Origin of the sequence: Amycolatopsis sp. NPDC049253 (genome assembly GCF_040678995.1) — a bacterium.
GTDB lineage: Bacteria > Actinomycetota > Actinomycetes > Mycobacteriales > Pseudonocardiaceae > Amycolatopsis.
The window spans coordinates 166,654-185,694 of the sequence record NZ_JBFAQX010000012.1; the positions used below are offsets into that span (position 1 = coordinate 166,654).

The following is a 19,041-nucleotide window of genomic DNA, read 5'->3' on the forward strand; positions in this document are numbered from 1 at the left end:
CAGGTTCCTCCCAAAGTCATCGATGCCGCTCGATCCCGTCGAGCGCTTTCCGGGCGTCCTCGGCGCTGAGCATCGGGTGCGAATAGAGGTCGATCAGGGCACGCGCGAGCAGCACATCGCCCTCGGGGCTGAACACGTCGACGCCCATCGCGCGCGACACGTGCTCGTGCAGCACCGTGATCGACAGCGCCATCGCGGTGCTCACCGCCGCCCGCACCTCGGGCGCGACGTCCGGCGCGTCCGGCCGCGTCCGATCGACGGCGGCGAGCCACTGCGCCCCCAGCCGCACCATCTCGTCGAACAACGGCGCGGCGCCGCCGTCCACCAACGCCCTCGACAGGTACGCCTGGTACGGCCCGACGGCGATCCGCGCGGCCGCCACGTGGTTGCCGCCCGCGCCCGCGAGCGCCTCGTCGTTGAGGCGGCGGATCAGCTTCACCAGGTGCGCGTCGCACGCTTCGAGGAGCGCCTGTTTGGACCCGAAGTGGTGCCGCACCAGGCCCGACGAGACGCCCGCCGCCTCGGCGATGCCACGGATCGTCGCGCCCTCGAAGCCGTGCTCGCCGAAGAGCTGCATCGCCGCGTCGCGGATCCGGGCGCGCGCCGTCAGGTCCTCGGGTTCGGCCACGGCATCCTCCTCACTACACGGACGTACAGCAGACTATACGCTTGTGTAGTCGAAGCGGATGACCGAACGGTCCGAGACTGCGCACATGGCTGAGCCAGCACCGGGCCGTCGCACGCGCTGGTCGCGTGACGACATCGTCGAGGCACCGGCCGGATCGCCACGACCGAGCGCCTCGACCATGCGCCGGGCCGCCCGCGAGTTCGGCTGTTCCGCGATCGCCCTCTCCCGGCACGCCCGCGACAAGGACGAGCCGTTCCGGCAACGTCGGCCGGGGTCGTGTGGCGGCGACGTGGTCGAGTAGAAGCAGCAGGGCCCGGTCAGGCCGTGGGCCGTCCCGCGCCCGCGTAGTCGTCGCCAGGCTTGCGGTACGGGTGCACCTGCACGGCCTGGCCCGTCTGCGGAGCGTCGATCATCTGCTGATTGCCGATGTACAGACCGACGTGGTGGATCTTCGTGGCGGGCTCACCGTAGAAGATCAGGTCGCCCAGCTGGGGTTCACTCACGTGGGGGACGCTGTGGAACTGCGTATCCGCCGTGCGCATGAGCTTCACGCCCGCGCTGCCGTACGCGGCCGTCGTCAGGCCGGAGCAGTCGAAGCCCGGATCGGGGTCGCCGCTGCCGTTGCCGCCCCAGACGTACGGGAGGCCGATCTGGTCGATCGCGAAGTCGACCGCGCTCAGCACGGCGGGGTTCGGCGCCTGGCTGCTCTGCCCCACGGTGCCGTAGACGTTCACCGTCGCCAGGATCCGGTGCAGCGAAACGGGCGCGCCTTGCAGCGACGAAACGGCGTTCCACCAGTCCGTCGCCAAATCGCGGCCACCGGCGCACAGCGCGCGTCCCGCGGTGAGGGCGGCGTCGTCGATGTTCTGCGGATCGGGCTTGCCGCCGGATGCGCTGCGCTGCCACTTCGACCACACCGCGGGCGCCAGCTGCATCGGCCCGGACGCGTTGGCCGTCGACACGACGCGGCCGTAGAAGTCGCGGACCTCGACGGTGCCCAGCGGCTTGACCAGCACGCCGTTGGTACCGACGTGGTCACCCTGCGCCCGCCCGTGGTCGCTCGCGACCTTGCCGATGGCCGCGAGCGTCACCCACGACAGGTGGCACGCGGGTTGTTCCTTGGTGAGCGTGACGGTCGCCTCCGCGTACCCCGTCATCGCCCGAAGCGGGATGTCCAGCCACTGGCTCGTCTTCGACGCCCACGCGTCGAACTCACTGGGCTGCGGCACGTTCGGCTGCGTCGTCGGCACCGCCGCACTCGACGCGGCCGCCGACGGCACCGGCGCCTTCGCCGATGACGACTGCTGCGCGGCCGTCGTCGCCGGCTGCTGCGACCCCGGCGCGAACTGCACGGCCACCACCAGCGCCGCGACAGCCACGACGACCGCCGCGACCACCACAGCCGCCCGCCCCCGCCGCGACTTCCGCTTCCCGACCTGGGGCTTCTCACCGTCGCCACTCAGCGGCGACACGCGCTCCGTCATCGCCGCGGAGAACGGCGGCAGCGGCTCGACCGGACCCGAAAACTCCCGCCCGGCCTGGCCATCGCCACTGACTGGCGACGTCCCCAAGACGGCCTTCTCGCCCGCGAACGGCGAGACGTCGGCGCTCTCGTCGCCCCCCATCGGCGACGTCCGTGTGAGCTGTCCGCTCTGACCGTCCGACGCCGCCATGGTCTCGTCGCCATCCAACGGCGCGGCCCCGCGGTCAGCCTGAGCGCCGCCATCGGCTGGCTGAGCGCCGCCATCGACCGGCGAAACCTCGGCGGCCCGACCGCCATCCAACGGCGACGCTTCCGCACTCGTCGAGCCCTCGCCGTTGATCGGCGACAGTTCACCGGCCGCCGAGCGATCGCCCCTGCCCGCCGACGGCTCACCGGCCGTCGAACCGTCGCCCATGGGTGGCGACGTCGCGGTGGTCTGGTCGTCGCCACTGACCGGCGACTTGGCGTCGGCCGCGTTGTCGCCTTCAGCCGGCGAAGGCCCGCTGACCTGGCCGTCGCCACTCGGCGGCGACATCGCGCCCTCGCGGTCGCCACCGACCGGCGACGACGGCGAACCCTCCGGCGACCCAGCCATCACCGACCTCCGGCAAGTCTCGAAAGCACGAACTCCCGCAGCCCGTCGAGCTCGGTGTCGACCGCGACCTCGATCGGCCGCCCCGTCGGGTCGATCGGCACCGCGCGGCGATCGACGAGCGTCATGCCGCGCGCCGGCCCCGCGGTCACGTCGATGTCCACCGGGTAGGTCTCCGTCTGGAGAATCCCGGGGCTGATCGCCTCCGCCACGGCCACCGCGTCGTGCATCACGATGCCGTCGAAGCCCAGGACCCGCCGGTAGTGGGCGAGGTAGTCGGGCGTGAGCCCTTCGAGTGTCCGGCCCAGCGGCCCCGACGCGGCGAGCTTCGCCAGCCACGCGCTGTCCACGGCGCAGCGGTGCGTGAGGTCGAGGGGGACCATCACACACGGCACGTCGTCCTCGGCGATCACACGATGCGCGGCCTCCGGGTCGGCCCAGATGTTGAACTCGGCGACGGCCGTGCTGTTGCCGCGCGCGACGCCGCCGCCCATCAGCACGATGCGCGAGATCTTCGACTTGATGCCGGGGTGCGCGGCGAGCAGCGCGGCGATGTTGGTGAGCGGACCGATCGGCGCGATCGTCACCGGTTCGTCGGACGCTTCCAGCAGCGAGACCATCAGCCCCACGGCGTCCAGCGACTCCAACGGCCGCGTCGCCTCCGGCAGCGTCCCCGCGTGGCCCGAGAGCCCGTCGTTGCCATGGACGTGGCTCGAACCGCGTTTGTTCAGGTGCACCAACGGCCGGGAAGCCCCGGCGGCGACCGGCACGTCGGGGCGGTCGCACAGCTGGAGCAGGCGCCGGGCGTTGGCGGTGGTGCTGGTCAGCGGCACGTTGCCGAAGACCGTGGTCACCCCCAGCAGCTCGACGTCGGCGGAAACCGCCGCCAGCGCGATCGCGAAAGCGTCGTCGACACCGGGGTCGGTGTCGATGATCAGCTTGCTCCCCATCCGTGCTCCCCTTGCCTGTGGCGGGCGTCCCCGCACAGGTTACGGTCAACGGCATGACGTCGATGTGGGGTGCGCCCGCGTTGTCCCGCGTGCGTGCTTGGCGGCGGGCCCGGCGCGACCCGCACCAGGCGAAGTTCCTGACCCGCGACTCGCTGCGTTGGGTTTTGCGCAATCGGGCGTACACGCCGTGGTACCTCGTGCGGTACTTCCGCCTCCTCAAGTTCCGGCTCGCCAACCCGCACATCATCCTGCGCGGCATGGTGTTCCTCGGGAAGAACGTGGAGATTCACTGCCGTCCCGGCTACGGCCGGCTCGAGATCGGCCGCTGGGTCCACATCGGTGACGGAAACGCGATCCGCTGCCACGAGGGGTCCCTTCGCATCGGCGACAAGTCCGTGTTCGGGCGGCAGAACGTGATCAACTGCTACCTCGACATCGAGCTCGGCGCCGCCACCCTCGTCGCCGACTGGGTGTACATCTGCGACTTCGACCACGTGACGGCCGACATCCACGTGCCCATCAAGGACCAGGGCATCGTGAAGTCGCCGGTGCGCATCGGTCCGGACACCTGGCTCGGCACGAAGGTCAGTGTCCTCAAGGGAACGCGCGTCGGCCGCGGCTGCGTGCTCGGCGCGCACGCCGTGGTGCGCGGCGACATCCCGGAGTACTCCATCGCGGTGGGCTCGCCCGCGCGCGTGGTGCGCAACCGCCAGGACGACTACGCCGCCGACGCCGCTCGTCGCGAAGCCGTCGCCGACATGGCGCGCAAGGCGAACAAGGCCCTGCAGAAGACGCTCGGCGAAGGCTGAAGCTTTCGCCGTTCAGCGGCGACGACCTGGCCCTCGCCGCTGAACGGCAACGCCCCAGCCGTCGCCGCAGACCCAGCAACGGCCTGTCGCCGCTGAACGGCAACTCGTAGCCATCCAGCGGCGAAACCCGTCACTCCTCGAACGACATCTCCGGCGGCGGCCGGCGGAACCCGCGCGTCAGCACGACGAGGTACACGATCCCGATCCCCAGCCACACCAGGCCGAAGGTCAGGGCGAGCCCGTCGAGGTTCACCAGCAGCCACAGGTCGATCAGCGCGCCGATCACCGGAGCGACCAGCCACGTCAGGACGTTGCGCGAAGTCGTGTGTCGCGTGCGGATCCAGGTCGCGATCACGCTCACGTTGACCATCGTGAAGGCCGTGAACGCACCGAAGTTGATGAACGACGTCGACGTGGTCACGTCCAGCGCCAGCGCGATCAGCCCGACGACGCCCGTCAGCCCGATCGCGAACGCCGGCGTGTTCAGCTTCGGCTGCAACCGGCCGAAGACCCGCGGCAGCACTCCGTCTCGGCCCATCGCGAACATCAGCCGTGACGCGCTGGCCTGCGCGGCGATGCCCGACGCGAACTGCGCCACCACCAGCCCCGACAGGAAGAACGCCCCGAACAATGAGCCCCCGATGTGGCGCGCGATCTCGAACGCGGCCGACGACTCGTCGTCGAACTGGAAACCGGGGTGCACGAGCTGCGTGACGTACGCGAGCACGATGAATACGCCGCCGCCGATGAGGGCCGTCAGCAGGATCGCGCGCGGGATCGTCCGCTTCGGCTCCACGGCTTCCTCGGTCAGCGTCGTCACGGCGTCGAAGCCGAGGAACGAGTACGTCGCCACCGCGGCGCCGCCCGAGATCGTGCCGAACGTGCTGCCCAGGTGGAAGAACGGGTCACTGCTCGCCACTGAGTGGCCATCGGCGAGCACTTGCTTGAGCGACAGGACGACGAAGAACACGATCACCAGCACCTGGAAGGCCATGAGGACGAAGTTGGCCTTCTCGGCGATCTTGATGCCCAGCACGTTGAGCAGTGTCGTCAGCACGATGAACGCGATCAGCCACAGCCAGCTCGGCACGTCCGGGAACTGCGCCGACAGGTACGCGCCGCCGATCAGCCAGATCACCATCGGCAGGAAGAAGTAGTCGAGCAGCACCGCCCAGCCGACGAGGAAGCCGAGCCGGGAGTCGATGGCCTTGCGCACATACGTGTACGCGGAGCCGGCGACGGGGTGAGTCGCGGCCATCTTGCCGTAGCTCGCGGCGGTGAAAAGCATCGCGACCAGCGCGACGACGTACGCCGACGGCACCGTGCCCTCGGTCGTCGTCGCCACGACGCCGAACGTGCCCAGCACGATCAGCGGCGCCATGTACGCGAGTCCGAAAAGGACGACGCCGGGCAGCCCGAGCCGTCGTTCGAGCTTGGCTCCGGCGGTCACCTTCGTGGTGCTCATCAGGCTCCTTCTCCTCGCGGACGCCACCGGTCCGGCTCGATCCGGCCCCCGTACAGGGGGAGTTCCAGCGGTTTGTCACCCGGCGTGAACTGATCCCACATCCGGTTGACGCCGGTGGTCCCTTCGCGACGGACGCGGGCCACCTCGTCCAGGTCGACCGTGCTCGCGAGCACGCCGGACACGGCGCCCGGCAGCTCGCCGAGCACGGTGCCCTCGGGGTCGACCAGGATGCTGTCTCCTACCCCGACGGGCCCGGCCGTATTCACGCTTGCCACGAAAACCTGGTTGGTGATCGCGTTGGCGCGTGCGAGCACGAGCTCCTGCGCGCGGTCGGGCGTCGTGGTCTGCACCGGGTTGAGCACGAGCTCCGCGCCGAGCCACGCGAGGTGGCGCGTGGCCTCGGGGAACCAGGCGTCGTAGCAGATCGAGAAGCCGATTCGCCCCTCATCGGCGAGATCGGCGACGACGAAACGGTCACCCGGGTCATAAGGCTCATACGGCCGCCACGGGAACACCTTGCGGTAGCTGCCGGCCAGCTCGCCTTCGGGGGAGAAGACGAGGGCGGTGTTGAACAGCTCGCCGTTGTCGCCGCGCTCGCAGACGCTGCCCGGCGAAAGCCACACGCCGAGGTCGCCGGCCAGCTCGGCCAGTTCACGGGTTCGCGGGCCGTCGAGGGGCTGCGCGGCGGCGTTGAGCTGCTCAGTGCGTTCGTCAGGGGTCCCTTCGACCCCGCAGAGGTGTAGCTCGGGAAAGGCGACGAGACGGGTTCCGGGGTGCTGGGCCAGCACAGTCCTGACCTGGTCCGCGAACGCCGCGACGGAGTCGGTGTACGGCCGCGGTGGCAGCTGCGCCAGCGCGATCGGCAGGGGGCGGGGCATGCGCCGAAAAATAGTCCATCTTGCTCACTTAAACAATAGTGTTCACTTTGAGATGTTTTGTTGGGTATCGTCTCCGCATGACTGCCGACCTGGGTTCGCCGGCGCTGACGGGCATCCGGCGCCTGTCCGCGCTCGACACCGTGCGGGCCCGCATCGCCCTCGCGATCGAGCTCGGCTTGCTGGGCCCGGGGGAGCGGTTGCCGCCCAACGGCGAAATCGCCCGCGCGCTGGGCGTCGGTGACATCACCGTGCGCCGGGCGCTGGTCTCGCTGTGCGAAGACGGCGTCCTGGTACGGCGCCGCGGACGCAACGGCGGCACGCACGTGGCCCCCGACGCACCGGCGGGCCGGGTGGGTGCGGTGACCGCGTACCGCGAGTCGTCGGACGAGGTCCACGACCTGATCGACCACCGGCTGGTGATCGAGGCGGGGCTGGTCCAGCTCGTCGCCACGCGGCGAACCGACGAGGACGTCGAACGGCTGCAGGACCTCGTCCGCCGCATGGACGACGCCGCCGGGTGGGCCGAGTTCCACGAGCTCGACGCCGAGTTCCACCTCGCCGTGGCCGCCTCGGGTGCGCCGGCTGCGGCGGTGCGACAGTACGAGCTCGTGCTGCGGGAGCTGTACCGGTTCTACCTGCCGTACCGGATGTCGGCGCTGCGAGCCTCGAACCGGGAGCACGAGGTGCTCGTCCGCGCCATCGCCACGCGCAATCCCGACGAGGCGGCGATCATGACCCGCGCCCACGTCGGGGATCTGCACCGGACGATGTTCGTCGGCCTGCCGGACGTGTCAGGTTCCTGACGCGCGACAGTCCACTACGGACTGATCTCGGCTCATCGGTGACGCACATCAGCCGATCGGCTGATCCGGGTCATCACGCACGGGCCTGATGATCATGAGCATGCCGAAGTTCCGTTTACTCGTCCCGGTTGTCGCAGCCGTCGCGATGGTCCCCCTCGTGCCGGCGCTCGCGGCCGCGCAAGGGCTGGACTGGAAACCCTGCGTGTCCATCGCGAAGGGCTGGGACGCCGACGACCAGCGCACCGAGTGCACGCTGGTGACCGTGCCGCTCGACTACTCCGACTCCGGTGGCCGCACGATCGACATCGCCGTCAGCCGAATCCGCGCGACGGGCACGCGCACCGGCGCGATCGTCTTCAACCCCGGCGGCCCCGGTCAGTCGGGCATGAAGATGCCGCTCACCATGTCGGCGAGCAAGGCGTCCGGACTGCTGGAGCACCACGACCTCATCGGCTTCGACCCGCGCGGAGTCGACTACAGCGCGAGCCTCCCCTGCGACGAGGACGACGCCCAGCCCGACCCGTCGTGGTCCGAAAAGGACCAGGCACGGTTCCTCGCCGACCACAAGGCCGCGGCCAACGCGGCGTGCTTCGCGAAGGACCCCGCGCTCGTGAAGTCGTTCACCACGCCCAACATCGCCCGCGACGTCGACCGCATCCGCGAGGCGCTGGGGGAGCAGAAGATCGGTTACTACGGCGTCTCCTGGGGCACGGCCCTCGGCGCCGAGTACCGCACGCTCTTCGACAGCCACGTCGACAAGATGCTGCTCGACTCCGTCATGCCGCCCGAGCTGAGCGTCACGACGATGGACGACGACCAGGCCGCCGCGGGGGAGAACACGTTCCGGGAGTTCGCCGCGTGGGTCGCGCGCTACGACTCGGTGTACCACTTCGGCGGCATCGAACCCCAGGTCGAGAAGGCTTTGCTCGACCTGCGCGCCGAGCTCGCCGCGCACCCGCGCACCGGCGCCGACGGTTCGCCGCTCAACGGCGAAACCGTCAACCAGTTCTTCGCCTACCCGCGGCGACAGTGGGTGGAGGCCGCCGGCCGGCTCGCCGCCATCCGCGACGGCGGCGCTCCGGCTGGACAGCCCGCCGCCGCCTCGAAAACCGGCTTCGGCTGGGACACCGAACGGACCGGGGGCAACTTCTTCCAGCAGAACGCCCTGCTCTGCAACGAATCACCCAGCCCCCGCGATTTCGACACCGTCTGGCAGCACCGCGTCGACCGCATCAAGGCCAACCCGGTCGCGGGGTCGTTCGGCAGCTACGAGCAAATGTGCGTCGGCTGGCCCGTGCCCGCGACGCAGTGGCAGTTCAGTGCCGGCAAGAGCCCGCTGCAGCTCGTCGGCCACGCCTTCGAGCCGGTCACACCCATCGGCTGGGCCCTCGCCATGCAGCGGCGAATCGGTGGCTCCCTCATGACCGTCGAGGACGACGCACACGGCTCGCTCTCGAGCCTGCCGTGCGCCGCCGCGGCCGTGACGTTCTTCGACACCGGCCAGCCGACCACGCAGTCCTGCCCCGGCGAGCCGATCCCGGCACCGAAGGCGTAGCCACTGAACGGCGAAACTCACGTGACGCCGCGGATAGCCTCACCTCGTGAGCGAGATCCTGCGGCGTCACGTGGCCGCGTTCAACAACCGCGACCTCACCGCTCTGCTCGCGGGCTTCACCGACGACGCCGTCTGGATCACGGGCACGACGGTTGCCCGTGGCCGCGCCGAGCTGGCCGACCTTTTGGAGAACGCCATGACCCGGCTCCTGCCGACGCTGACCATCGAAGAGATCCTGATCGACGGCGACCGCGTGGCCGCCCGGCTGACCGAGCGGCTCACCCACGGCGGCGAGGAGCACACGTTCCCGATCGCCGGCTTCTACCACCTTCGCGACGGCCGCATCGCCTCCGCCAAGATCTATCGCGAGGGCAGCGCCGAACTCGGCTGAACGCCGTTGCCGTTCAGTGGCGAATGCCTCTGACCAGCGGAAACGTCAGAGCAGGAAGTGGAACAGCGGGCTTCCCGGCTCCACCTGCTCGACCTGCAGCGGGCTCGCCTCCAGCCGCTTGAGCAGGCCGGGCAGCTCGCCCGGCCGCGGGATCTCGATGCCGATCAGCGCCGGCCCGAGCTCGCGGTTGTTGCGTTTCACGTACTCGAAGCGCGTGACGTCGTCCTCCGGCCCGAGGATCTCGTCGAGGAAGCGCCGCAGCGCGCCCGGCTCCTGGGGGAAGCTGACGAGGAAGTAGTGCTTCAGCCCTTCGTGCATCAGCGAGCGCTCGAGGATCTCGCTGTAGCGGCTGACGTCGTTGTTGCCACCCGAGACGATGCAGACCACCGTCTGCTCGGGTTCGACCAGCACCGTGGTCCCGAGTGCGGCCGAGGCCAGCGCGCCCGCGGGCTCGGCGATCACGCCGTCGGCCTGGTACATCGCCAGCATCTCCGTGCACACGGCGCCTTCGGGCACGGACGTGAGCTCGGCGCCGCTGTCGCGCACGAGCGGGTAGGTCACGCCGCCGGCTTCACGGACCGCGGCGCCGTCCACGAACGAGTCCACCGCGTCGATCCGCACCGGCTCGCCGGCCTCCAGCGCCGCGGCCATGCACATCGCGCCGGCCGGCTCCACGCCCACGACGCGGATCTCCGGGTGCCGCTCGCGCACCCACGTCGCGATGCCGGCCAGCAGGCCGCCGCCGCCGACGGGGACCACGAGCACGTCCGGCACGAAGCCGAGCTGCTCCACGACCTCCAGCGCCACCGTGCCCTGGCCGGCGACGGTGCGGGGGTCGTCGAACGCGGGCACGAGTGTCGCGCCCGTGCGCTGGGCGTCGTCGTGGGCAGCGGCGAACGCGTCTTCGTACGTCTCGCCGACCACGATCACTTCGATGTGCGCGCCGCCCAGCGTCGCGATGCGCTCGCGCTTCTGCCGCGGCGTGGTGCCCGGCACGTACACGCGGCCATTCGCCCCCAAACGGCGACACGCGTACGCCACGCCCTGCGCGTGGTTGCCGGCGCTCGCGCACACGACGCCACGCGAGCGCGTCGCCTCGTCGAGCTGCACGATGAAGTTGTAGGCGCCGCGGATCTTGTACGAGCGGACCGTCTGCTGGTCCTCCCGCTTGAGCCACACCCGCGCGTCCACGCGGGACGACAGCCGAGCGTTCGGCTCGAGCGGCGTCCGGGTGACCACACCCGTGAGCCGCTCGGCGGCCTGTTCCACCATCTGGGCACTGACGGTATCGATCCGTTGCACGATCGTTGAATGTACTTCCCGCTCATCGTGACGTCCGAGGCGGTGCGGGCGGCAGCTTGCGGTCAGCCGTCACCGAGTGTTGTGCGAACGGCTTAATTTGCGCGGTCATAAACGTTTCGGACGAGCCGGGCCGGCCGTCTCGGTCGCGCGCGCCTTCTTCATCGGCCAGACCGCGGTGGCGCTGGCCAGGGACGCACAACCGCCGTCGTCCGGTGGCGTCGGTTTGCTGGCGGTCCCGCTGGTGCCTGGTACGGGCGCATTCGGTGCTGCGGCTCTGGGCTGGGGGGCGGGCGTTGGGGCCGGATCACGCTCACCCTGCTCACTGTCGTCTCGCCGGTGCCCGGCTACGCGGCGGTGAGCGCCCCGGTGGACGGCCACGCCCTGCCGACCATCGGTGTCCTCGGCCTCATGCTCGGCGCGTTGTCGCTCACCGGCCTCGTGCTCACCTACCTGCCGGCCTCCAACACCTACGTCCGCCTCCGCCGCTCATGGACTCTTCGGCACCGCCGGGTACGGGACGAACGTGCTGGTGTTCTCGTCGACCGTCAGCGGCTTGCCGATCGCCGGGAACGCGCGCTGCGAGCAGGCCGGGCGTTCACAGACTTTGCAGCCCATCCCGATCGGCGTCGCCGCGGCGGGCTCGTCCAGGTCGAGGCCGGTGGAGTAGACGAGCCGGCCCGCGTGCCGGAGCTCGCAGCCGAGGCCGACGGTGAACGTCTTGCCCGGGCTGCCGAAACCGCCGATGTTGCGCGAGACCGTGCGCGCGACCCAGAAGTAGCGTTTGCCGTCGGGCAGGGCCGCGATCTGTGTCAGGATTTTGCCAGGCGAAGCGAACGCCTCGTAGATGTTCCACAACGGACACGCGCCGCCCACGCGCGAGAAGTGGAACCCCGCGGCCGACTGGCGTTTGGACATGTTCCCCGCCCGGTCCACGCGCACGAAGGAGAACGGGATGCCCCGCTGCTTCGGCCGCTGGAGCGTCGACAGCCGGTGGCACACGGTCTCGAAGCCGACGCCGAAGTGGTCGCACAGCCGCTCGATGTCGTAGCGGAACTTCTCCGCCGTGGCCAGAAACGGGCCATACGGCAGGACCAGCGCGCCGGCGAAGTAGTTCGCCAGGCCCACGCGCGCGAGCGTCCGCGCGGCCGACCCCGAGAACGCCCAGGAGTCGGCCAGCTCGGTGATCAGGTCGTCGTACTCCAGCAACGCGATCTGCGAAGCCATCCGGAACGCCTGTTGCCCCACGCGCAAGCTCGGCGCGAGCCGCAACACGCGCGTCGCCGGCTCGTAGCGGTGCTGCTGACCTGCGGCTTCGTTCAATCCTTCGCTTGTGACCTCCACGCCGTAGCGCTGCCAGAGGCGATCCTTCAGCGAGGTCAGCGCCGAACCTCGACGCAACGGGATCTCCGCGGCCATGCGTTCCGCCCGCTCGTCGAGCTCCGCGACGTAGTTCTCCCGTTCGTAGAAGAAGTCGCGCACCTCTTCGTGCGGCAACGGCGCGGCCGCGCTGCCGTGCAGGCCGAGGCCGTTTTCCGTGGTCAGCGCGACCGTGCTCTCCACGGCGTTGCGGTAGCTGCGGTGCAGCTTCACCAGCGCCTGGGCGATCGACGGCAGGTTGGAGGCCAGCTCGTTGAGCTCGCTCGTGGTCACTTCGACGCCGACGACCTCGTCGAGCAGCGCCTCTTTCACGTCCGCGACCAGGCGAGACGTGTCGTTGTTCGCGAAGAACTCCGTGTCGACGCCGAACGCCTGCGTGATCCGCAGCAGCACCGGCACCGTCAACGGCCGCGAGTTGTGCTCGATCTGATTCAGGTAGCTGGGTGAGATCTCGAGCACACGAGCGAGGTCGGCCTGACTCATCGAACGGCTCTCGCGGAGATGCCGTAGCCGCGCCCCGGCGAAAGTTTTGTCCATCGCTCCTCCGATCGGCCGGAAGGTTTCCGGCCCTGAACGATTACGTGAACGATCAAGGCCGTGGATTTTCACCCAGCTTGCCAACCGATGATTCGCAAGCTTTGCAAGATGCTACGCATCCTTCACATAAATTGGCAAATTGGAGCTATGGACCGCCTTTTCGTGCTCGTGTCAGGGTCGTAACCAGGCAAGGCGAGCAATCGCAAACTTCGCAACACGGGAGAGTCCGATGACCGAGCAGGCCAAGCAGCTCGACCAGGCGGCGGCCGAGCTGGCCGAGCAGTGGAAGACCGACCCCCGCTGGGCGGGCGTCCAGCGGACCTACTCGGCCGCCGACGTGGTGAAGCTGCGTGGCTCCGTCGTCGAAGAGCACACGCTCGCCCGTCGCGGTGCGGAGCGGCTGTGGGAGCTGCTGCACACCGAGGACTACGTCCACTCGCTGGGCGCGCTCACCGGTAACCAGGCCGTGCAGCAGGTCCGCGCGGGCCTCAAGGCGATCTACCTGTCCGGCTGGCAGGTCGCGGCCGACGCCAACCTGGCCGGCCAGACCTACCCGGACCAGAGCCTCTACCCGGCCAACTCGGTCCCGGCCGTCGTCCGCCGCATCAACAACGCGCTGGGCCGCGCCGACCAGATCAACTGGGCCGAGGGCAACACCGACATCGACTGGTTCGCGCCGATCGTCGCCGACGCCGAGGCCGGCTTCGGCGGCCCGCTGAACGCGTTCGAGCTGATGAAGGGCATGATCGCCGCCGGCGCCGCGGGCGTGCACTGGGAGGACCAGCTCGCGTCCGAGAAGAAGTGCGGCCACCTCGGCGGCAAGGTGCTGATCCCGACCAAGCAGCACGAGCGCACGCTCAACGCCGCTCGCCTCGCCGCGGACGTGCTGAACGTGCCGACCCTCGTCGTCGCCCGCACCGACGCGCAGGCCGCGACGCTGCTGACCAGCGACGTCGACGAGCGTGACCAGAAGTACCTGACCGGCGGTCGCACGGCCGAGGGTTTCTACGAGGTCAACAACGGCATCGAGCCGTGCATCGACCGCGGCCTCGCCTACGCGCAGTACGCCGACCTGCTGTGGATGGAAACGTCCACTCCGGACCTCGAGATCGCCCGCAAGTACGCCGAGGCGATCAAGGCCGAGTACCCGGACCAGATGCTGGCCTACAACTGCTCTCCGTCGTTCAACTGGAAGAAGCACCTCGACGACGACACCATCGCGCGGTTCCAGCGCGAGCTCGGCGCCATGGGCTACAAGTTCCAGTTCATCACCCTCGCCGGCTTCCACGCGCTCAACTACTCGATGTTCGACCTGGCCCACGGCTATGCCCGTGAAGGCATGACCGCGTATGTCGGCCTGCAGGAGCGCGAGTTCGCCTCCGAGGAGCGCGGCTACACCGCAACCAAGCACCAGCGCGAGGTCGGCACCGGCTTCTTCGACCTGGTGTCCACGGCCCTGAACCCGGAGAGCTCGACCACCGCGCTCAAGGGCTCGACCGAAGAAGACCAGTTCCACTGACCCACCCCCGCGGGCCGGCGGCTCCGGTCGCCGGCCCGCACCCCTTTCTTTCCCTCGCGGAGGTACGAGATGGCCGAGAAGCTGAACTACCGCATCGAAATCACCGGTCCCGCCGGTGACCGGTTCGCCGAGATCCTGACCCCGGCCGCGCTGGAGTTCGTGGCCAAGCTCGACAACGCCTTCGCCGGACGCCGCCGCGAGTTGCTCGACGAGCGCCGTCGCCGTCGCGAGCGCGTGCAGTCGGGGGAGGAGCAGCTGGACTTCCTGCCCGAGACGCGCCGCATCCGCGCCGACGACAGCTGGCACATCGCGCCGCCGGCGCCCGGTCTCGAGGACCGTCGCGTGGAGATCACCGGCCCGACCGACCGCAAGATGACCGTCAACGCCCTGAACTCCGGCGCGAAGGTCTGGCTCGCGGACTTCGAGGACGCGACTTCGCCGACGTGGCACAACATCGTCGACGGCCAGCTGAACCTGTTCGACGCCATCCGCCGCAACATCGACTTCACCACCGAGTCGGGCAAGCGCTACACGATCGGCGAGGACCCGGCGACGATCGTCGCCCGCCCGCGCGGCTGGCACCTGGTGGAGAAGCACATCCGCATCGACGGTCGTCCCCTGTCGGCGAGCCTGGTCGACTTCGGCCTGTACTTCTTCCATAACGCGCGCCAGCTGATCGCCCGCGGCAGCGGCCCGTACTTCTACCTGCCGAAGCTCGAGAACCACATCGAGGCCCGCCTGTGGAACGACGTTTTCCTGTTCGCGCAGAACGAACTCGGCATCCCGCGCGGCACGGTCCGGGCGACCGTCCTGATCGAGACGATCACCGCGGCGTTCGAAATGGACGAGATCCTCTTCGAGCTGCGCGAGCACGCCGCCGGCCTCAACGCGGGCCGCTGGGACTACATCTTCAGCGTCATCAAGAACTTCTCCGAGCACGGCGCCGACTTCGTGCTGCCGGACCGCGCGCAGGTGACGATGACGGTCCCCTTCATGCGCGCCTACACCGAACTGCTGGTCCGCACGTGCCACCGCCGCGGTGCGCACGCGATCGGCGGGATGGCGGCGTTCATCCCGAGCAAGGATCCTGACGCCAACGCGACGGCGTTCGAGAAGGTCCGCCAGGACAAGGAACGCGAGGCGGGCGACGGGTTCGACGGCTCGTGGGTCGCCCACCCCGGCCTGGTCCCCGTCTGCCGTGAGGTCTTCGACAGCGTGCTGGGTGGCTGGCCCAACCAGCTGGGCCGGCTGCGTGACGACGTCGACGTCACCGCCGCGGACCTGCTCGACGTCGCGTCGGCCGGCGGCGAGGTGACTGAGGCCGGCGTTCGCGCCAACATCAACGTCGCCCTGCGCTACATCGACTCCTGGCTGCGCGGCACGGGCGCCGCTGCGATCCACAACCTCATGGAAGACGCCGCGACGGCCGAGATCGCGCGGTGCCAGGTGTGGCAGTGGATCCGCAACGGAACGAAGTTCGCCGACGGCACCGCGTTGACGCGCGAGCTCGCCGTGGAGTTCCTGGACGAGGAGTTCGAGTCGGTCCGCGGCGACCTGCCCGCCGGCCACCGCCTCGACGACGCCCGCGCCATCTTCACCGAGACCGCCCTGGGCGAGAAGCTCCCGAGCTTCCTCACGACGAGCGCCTACGCCCGTCACCTGTGCGACGCGCGGTGACCACGCTCCGGCCGCCCCTGACCTGACCGGGGGCGGCCGGTTTACCCGCACCGCTTTTGGGACGGTGCGGCGAGACGGGTCCGGTGGCGGAGGCTCCCCGCCACCGGACCCGGGTTTTCGGCTGTCGCCGTCCAGTGGCTAGGTGCTGGTGGTTGGCGTTTTTTGCTTGTCGGCCGTGGGTCACGACGCGTCTGTCGCCTCTGAACGGCGACACACTTTCGGCGTCGCCATGGGGCCGTCCCGGCGGAGATCGCCGGTGATCGTTCTTCGGCCCCGCCGGTACACGTGCGGCTCGCCGTTAAGGGGCGATTCGTCGATGGACGGGCCAGTTGCCGTTTCAACGGCGACGGCCCGGCCGGCGGCTTCACCGGCGAATTCACGACGGCTCGACTGACCGTTCAACGGCGAATCCGGGGCCGCCGGATCAGCCCCTCGCGGCCATCAGCGTTGCCGCGGCCGCGCGGGCCGTGCCGGCCTCGCCGGGGTCGCCCTTGATCGCGGCGAGCACCGTGGCGCCCTCCATCAGGGAGAAGAGCTGGTCGGCGAGGTCGTCGTCGGCGACGAGCCGGCGCAGGTACGCGCGCACTTCGTCCTTGTGGTTGTGGATGGCCGCGGCCACGCCGGGCGCGAGCGTCCCGAACTCGCCGAACGAGTTCACGAACGCGCAGCCCCGGAAGTCGGGCTCGCTGAACCACTCGTGCAGCCAGTCGAAAACGGCCAGCGGGTCGTCGGCCCGCGCGGCGACGAACTCGCGCAACGACCGGCGCCAGCGTTCGTCGCGCGTGTTCAGGTAAGCGGCCACGAGGTCGTCCTTGGACGGGAACACTTGGTAGAGCCGCTTGAGCGAGACGCCGGAGCGGCTGCGCACGGCGTCCATGCCCACGGACTGCACGCCCTGGGCGTAGAACAGGTCTTCGGCGGCCTCAAGTAGCCGTTCGGTGGCTTCCGCGGTGTTCACGTCGTGCCCCTCTGGTGTGGAGAATCAACGTTCTCTATGCTAGCCGAACCAGAGAGAACGAACGTTCTCCCGTGATCTGCGCAGGAGCCCGCCATGACACCGCGTCCGCCGTTCCCGCCGTTCGACGAGGACACCGCCCGCCAGAAGGTCCAGGCTGCCGAGGATGCCTGGAACACGCGCGACCCCGAGAAGGTCTCCCTCGCCTACACCGAGGACTCCGTGTGGCGAAACCGCGACCAGCACGTCGTGGGCCGCGCGGAGATCGTCAAGTTCCTGACACAGAAGTGGGAGCGCGAGCTCGACTACGCGCTGCGCAAGGAACTGTGGGGCTTCCGCGGCAACCGCATCGGCGTGCGGTTCCAGTACGAGTCCCACAACGCCGAGGGCCAGTGGTTCCGCAGCTACGGCAACGAGCTGTGGGAGTTCAGTGACGAAGGCCTCATGCGCCGCCGCGAGGCGAGCATCAACGACCGCCCGATCGCGGAAAGCGAACGGTGGATCTTCGGCAAGCGCCCGGAATCCGAGTACGGCAAGGAGTTCCCCATCTTCTGAGTCTCGGCCGTGAGCGAACGCGCGTGATTTCCCCCTGACGGCCCGCCAGGATCCAGAGATGAGCCTGGGATTCAGCGGAGAAGTCACGGAGTTCTACCACCGCTATCGCCGCGGTTATCCGACGGCGGTGTTCGACGCGATCGCCGCCGAGTTCGCCCTGGCCGGGGACGACGTGGTCCTCGACCTCGGGTGCGGCACGGGACAGCTCGCCGTGCCGATGGCCGCGCGGGTCGGGGCGGTCGCGGGCATGGACCCCTCGCCCGACATGCTTTCGCGCGCCCGCCGCGCCGCGGCCGAAGCCGGCGTGACCAACGCGTCGTGGCTCCTGGGTGGCGACACCGACATCACCGCGCTGAATTCCCTGCTCGACGGGCTCGGCGCCGTCACCATCGGGCAGGCATTGCACTGGATGGACCACGTGACGCTGTTCTCCGCCGTGAAGCCGATGCTCCGGCCGGGCGGCGGCATCGCGGTGGTCACCAACGGCATGCCGCTGTGGCTCCAGGACAGCGACTGGTCACGCGCGCTGCTCGACGTGCTGTCCGACTGGTTCGGGCATCCCCTCACCGCGGCCTGCGGAACGGACGGCGCCAGCCAGGACCGCTACCGCGCCGCGCTGGCCGGCGCCGGCTACGAAGTCGGCCTCCGCACCATCGACTACACCGGCGACCTCACCGCGGGCGAGATCATCGGCGGCGTCTACTCCGCCATGGGCGAGGACGCATTGCCACCCAGCGGCGAACGGCCGGCTTTCGAAAACCGCATCCGTTCGGCGATCGAGCCACACGCGCCGTTCCGCGAACCGGTGCGCGTGACGATCCTGGCCGGTCGCGTGCCCTGAGTCTCGTCGCCACTGAGTGGCAACACCAGGCCAGCGGCGGGTTTTGGCTGTTCAGCGGCTGGTTTCGACCGGACTTCCGAGCTCGGTCAGCTCGGTGGTGACGGCGTCGAGGTGGAGGGGGCGAAGGTCGTTGACGTCCATCCCGACGTTCAGCTGTCGGCCCCGCTTGCGCCACGCGCTGTGGACGTGACCGTGCAGCAGCCACAGCCCCTCGTCGGGCAGGCGGTACTGCGACCCGCGGTCTTCGCCGACGTGGTCGCCTTCGTACGGAAAATGGCTGAGCAACACGTTCTGCCCGGCGATCCGGCGGCGCGCAAACGCTTGCACCGTCGCGAAGTGCTCCAGCCACGCGCGTTGGTGCCGGTGCGCCTGGCGCAGCCCCGGCCACGGCTCGTCGTGGTTGCCGGTGATGAGGTGGATCTCGCCGTTCAGCTGCCGAAGCGTGTCGGCGAACCGTGCCAGCCGGCCCATGCCGACGTCACCCAGGTGCCACACCTGGTCGCCCGGCCGGACGGTGGCGTTCCACTGCTCGACCACGAACGCGTCGTGCTCTGGCGGCGTCTCGAACCCGCGCAGGCCGGCCACGAGCTGGTGGTCGAAGTGGGTGTCGGCGGTGAACCAGACGTCCATGATCGGGCTTCTCCTCGTCGTCGACATCGGCCCATCGCCGGGGTGGCGACGCAGGCATACCTTGCGCCCCGGGCCTCCCCTCGCGCCAGGGAAT

At 69.7% G+C, this 19,041-nt stretch carries 18 protein-coding genes; 9 read left to right on the forward strand and 9 right to left on the reverse strand.

Annotation, left to right across the window (positions count from 1 at the left end; genetic code table 11):
- Positions 1-16: 16 nt before the first annotated feature.
- Entirely contained in the window at positions 17-628 is a 612-nt protein-coding gene (locus tag AB0K15_RS26540; RefSeq protein WP_364055783.1) for a TetR/AcrR family transcriptional regulator, read from the reverse strand.
- 85 nt (positions 629-713) lie between these two features.
- On the opposite strand from AB0K15_RS26540, the gene AB0K15_RS26545 reads away from it, so the two are divergent.
- Complete coding sequence (locus tag AB0K15_RS26545) at positions 714-929, forward strand: hypothetical protein (RefSeq protein ID WP_364055786.1); 216 nt, start codon at positions 714-716, stop codon at positions 927-929.
- Positions 930-945: 16 nt separating this feature from the next.
- On the opposite strand, the gene AB0K15_RS26550 is transcribed toward AB0K15_RS26545, so the two are convergent.
- Together AB0K15_RS26550 and AB0K15_RS26555 are read right to left on the reverse strand one after the other, a co-directional pair.
- On the reverse strand, positions 946-2,112 hold the full coding sequence (locus AB0K15_RS26550) for a C40 family peptidase (protein ID WP_364055981.1): 1,167 nt from the start codon (positions 2,110-2,112) through the stop codon (positions 946-948).
- A 593-nt stretch (positions 2,113-2,705) separates the two neighbouring features.
- A complete protein-coding gene (locus tag AB0K15_RS26555; protein ID WP_364055789.1) occupies positions 2,706-3,653 on the reverse strand; it encodes a nucleoside hydrolase in 948 nt (315 codons plus the stop codon).
- 53 nt (positions 3,654-3,706) lie between these two features.
- Here AB0K15_RS26555 and AB0K15_RS26560 point away from each other — a divergent pair, with 53 nt between their 5' ends.
- Entirely contained in the window at positions 3,707-4,462 is a 756-nt protein-coding gene (locus AB0K15_RS26560) for an acyltransferase (protein ID WP_364055792.1), read from the forward strand.
- A gap of 130 nt (positions 4,463-4,592) precedes the next feature.
- Here AB0K15_RS26560 and AB0K15_RS26565 read toward each other — a convergent pair whose 3' ends face one another.
- The gene (locus tag AB0K15_RS26565) at positions 4,593-5,927 is read right to left on the reverse strand and encodes an APC family permease (protein WP_364055795.1); all 1,335 of its coding nucleotides are present in this window, start codon (positions 5,925-5,927) and stop codon (positions 4,593-4,595) included.
- The gene (locus tag AB0K15_RS26570) at positions 5,927-6,805 is read right to left on the reverse strand and encodes a carbon-nitrogen hydrolase family protein (protein WP_364055798.1); all 879 of its coding nucleotides are present in this window, start codon (positions 6,803-6,805) and stop codon (positions 5,927-5,929) included. The genes AB0K15_RS26565 and AB0K15_RS26570 overlap by 1 nt, the downstream gene beginning before the upstream one ends.
- 77 nt (positions 6,806-6,882) lie before the next feature.
- Between AB0K15_RS26570 and AB0K15_RS26575 the strand changes: the two genes are divergently transcribed.
- From AB0K15_RS26575 to AB0K15_RS26585, 3 genes are all read left to right on the forward strand, one after another.
- On the forward strand, positions 6,883-7,608 hold the full coding sequence (locus AB0K15_RS26575) for an FCD domain-containing protein (RefSeq protein ID WP_364055801.1): 726 nt from the start codon (positions 6,883-6,885) through the stop codon (positions 7,606-7,608).
- Positions 7,609-7,708: 100 nt separating this feature from the next.
- The gene (locus AB0K15_RS26580; RefSeq protein WP_364055804.1) at positions 7,709-9,163 is read left to right on the forward strand and encodes an alpha/beta fold hydrolase; all 1,455 of its coding nucleotides are present in this window, start codon (positions 7,709-7,711) and stop codon (positions 9,161-9,163) included.
- A 46-nt stretch (positions 9,164-9,209) separates the two neighbouring features.
- Positions 9,210-9,554: a nuclear transport factor 2 family protein gene (locus AB0K15_RS26585; protein ID WP_364055807.1), complete on the forward strand. Its 345-nt coding sequence runs from the start codon at positions 9,210-9,212 to the stop codon at positions 9,552-9,554.
- Positions 9,555-9,599: 45 nt separating this feature from the next.
- Here AB0K15_RS26585 and ilvA read toward each other — a convergent pair whose 3' ends face one another.
- Positions 9,600-10,856, reverse strand: coding sequence for a threonine ammonia-lyase IlvA (gene ilvA, locus AB0K15_RS26590; RefSeq protein WP_364055810.1), 1,257 nt, complete (start codon positions 10,854-10,856; stop codon positions 9,600-9,602).
- 486 nt (positions 10,857-11,342) lie between these two features.
- A complete protein-coding gene (locus AB0K15_RS26595; protein ID WP_364055813.1) occupies positions 11,343-12,770 on the reverse strand; it encodes a short-chain fatty acyl-CoA regulator family protein in 1,428 nt (475 codons plus the stop codon).
- A 229-nt stretch (positions 12,771-12,999) separates the two neighbouring features.
- On the opposite strand from AB0K15_RS26595, the gene aceA reads away from it, so the two are divergent.
- Both aceA and aceB read left to right on the forward strand, forming a co-directional pair.
- Positions 13,000-14,289 (forward strand): isocitrate lyase, encoded by a 1,290-nt coding sequence (gene aceA, locus AB0K15_RS26600; protein ID WP_285969732.1) that lies wholly within the window; start codon positions 13,000-13,002, stop codon positions 14,287-14,289.
- A 69-nt stretch (positions 14,290-14,358) separates the two neighbouring features.
- Positions 14,359-15,966, forward strand: coding sequence for a malate synthase A (aceB, locus tag AB0K15_RS26605; protein WP_364055817.1), 1,608 nt, complete (start codon positions 14,359-14,361; stop codon positions 15,964-15,966).
- Positions 15,967-16,390: 424 nt separating this feature from the next.
- Here the strand turns inward: aceB and AB0K15_RS26610 are convergent, their stop codons facing one another.
- Positions 16,391-16,924 carry a TetR/AcrR family transcriptional regulator gene (locus tag AB0K15_RS26610; RefSeq protein ID WP_364055820.1) on the reverse strand — a complete coding sequence of 178 codons (534 nt, stop codon included), beginning with the start codon at positions 16,922-16,924 and terminating at the stop codon, positions 16,391-16,393.
- Between the two features lie 93 nt (positions 16,925-17,017).
- Here AB0K15_RS26610 and AB0K15_RS26615 point away from each other — a divergent pair, with 93 nt between their 5' ends.
- Both AB0K15_RS26615 and AB0K15_RS26620 read left to right on the forward strand, forming a co-directional pair.
- Complete coding sequence (locus AB0K15_RS26615; RefSeq protein ID WP_364055823.1) at positions 17,018-17,476, forward strand: nuclear transport factor 2 family protein; 459 nt, start codon at positions 17,018-17,020, stop codon at positions 17,474-17,476.
- A 58-nt stretch (positions 17,477-17,534) separates the two neighbouring features.
- Positions 17,535-18,317, forward strand: a complete 783-nt coding sequence (locus tag AB0K15_RS26620) for a class I SAM-dependent methyltransferase (protein ID WP_364055826.1) — start codon at positions 17,535-17,537, stop codon at positions 18,315-18,317.
- A 51-nt stretch (positions 18,318-18,368) separates the two neighbouring features.
- Here the strand turns inward: AB0K15_RS26620 and AB0K15_RS26625 are convergent, their stop codons facing one another.
- Positions 18,369-18,947, reverse strand: coding sequence for a metallophosphoesterase family protein (locus AB0K15_RS26625; protein WP_364055829.1), 579 nt, complete (start codon positions 18,945-18,947; stop codon positions 18,369-18,371).
- Positions 18,948-19,041 lie beyond the last annotated feature (94 nt).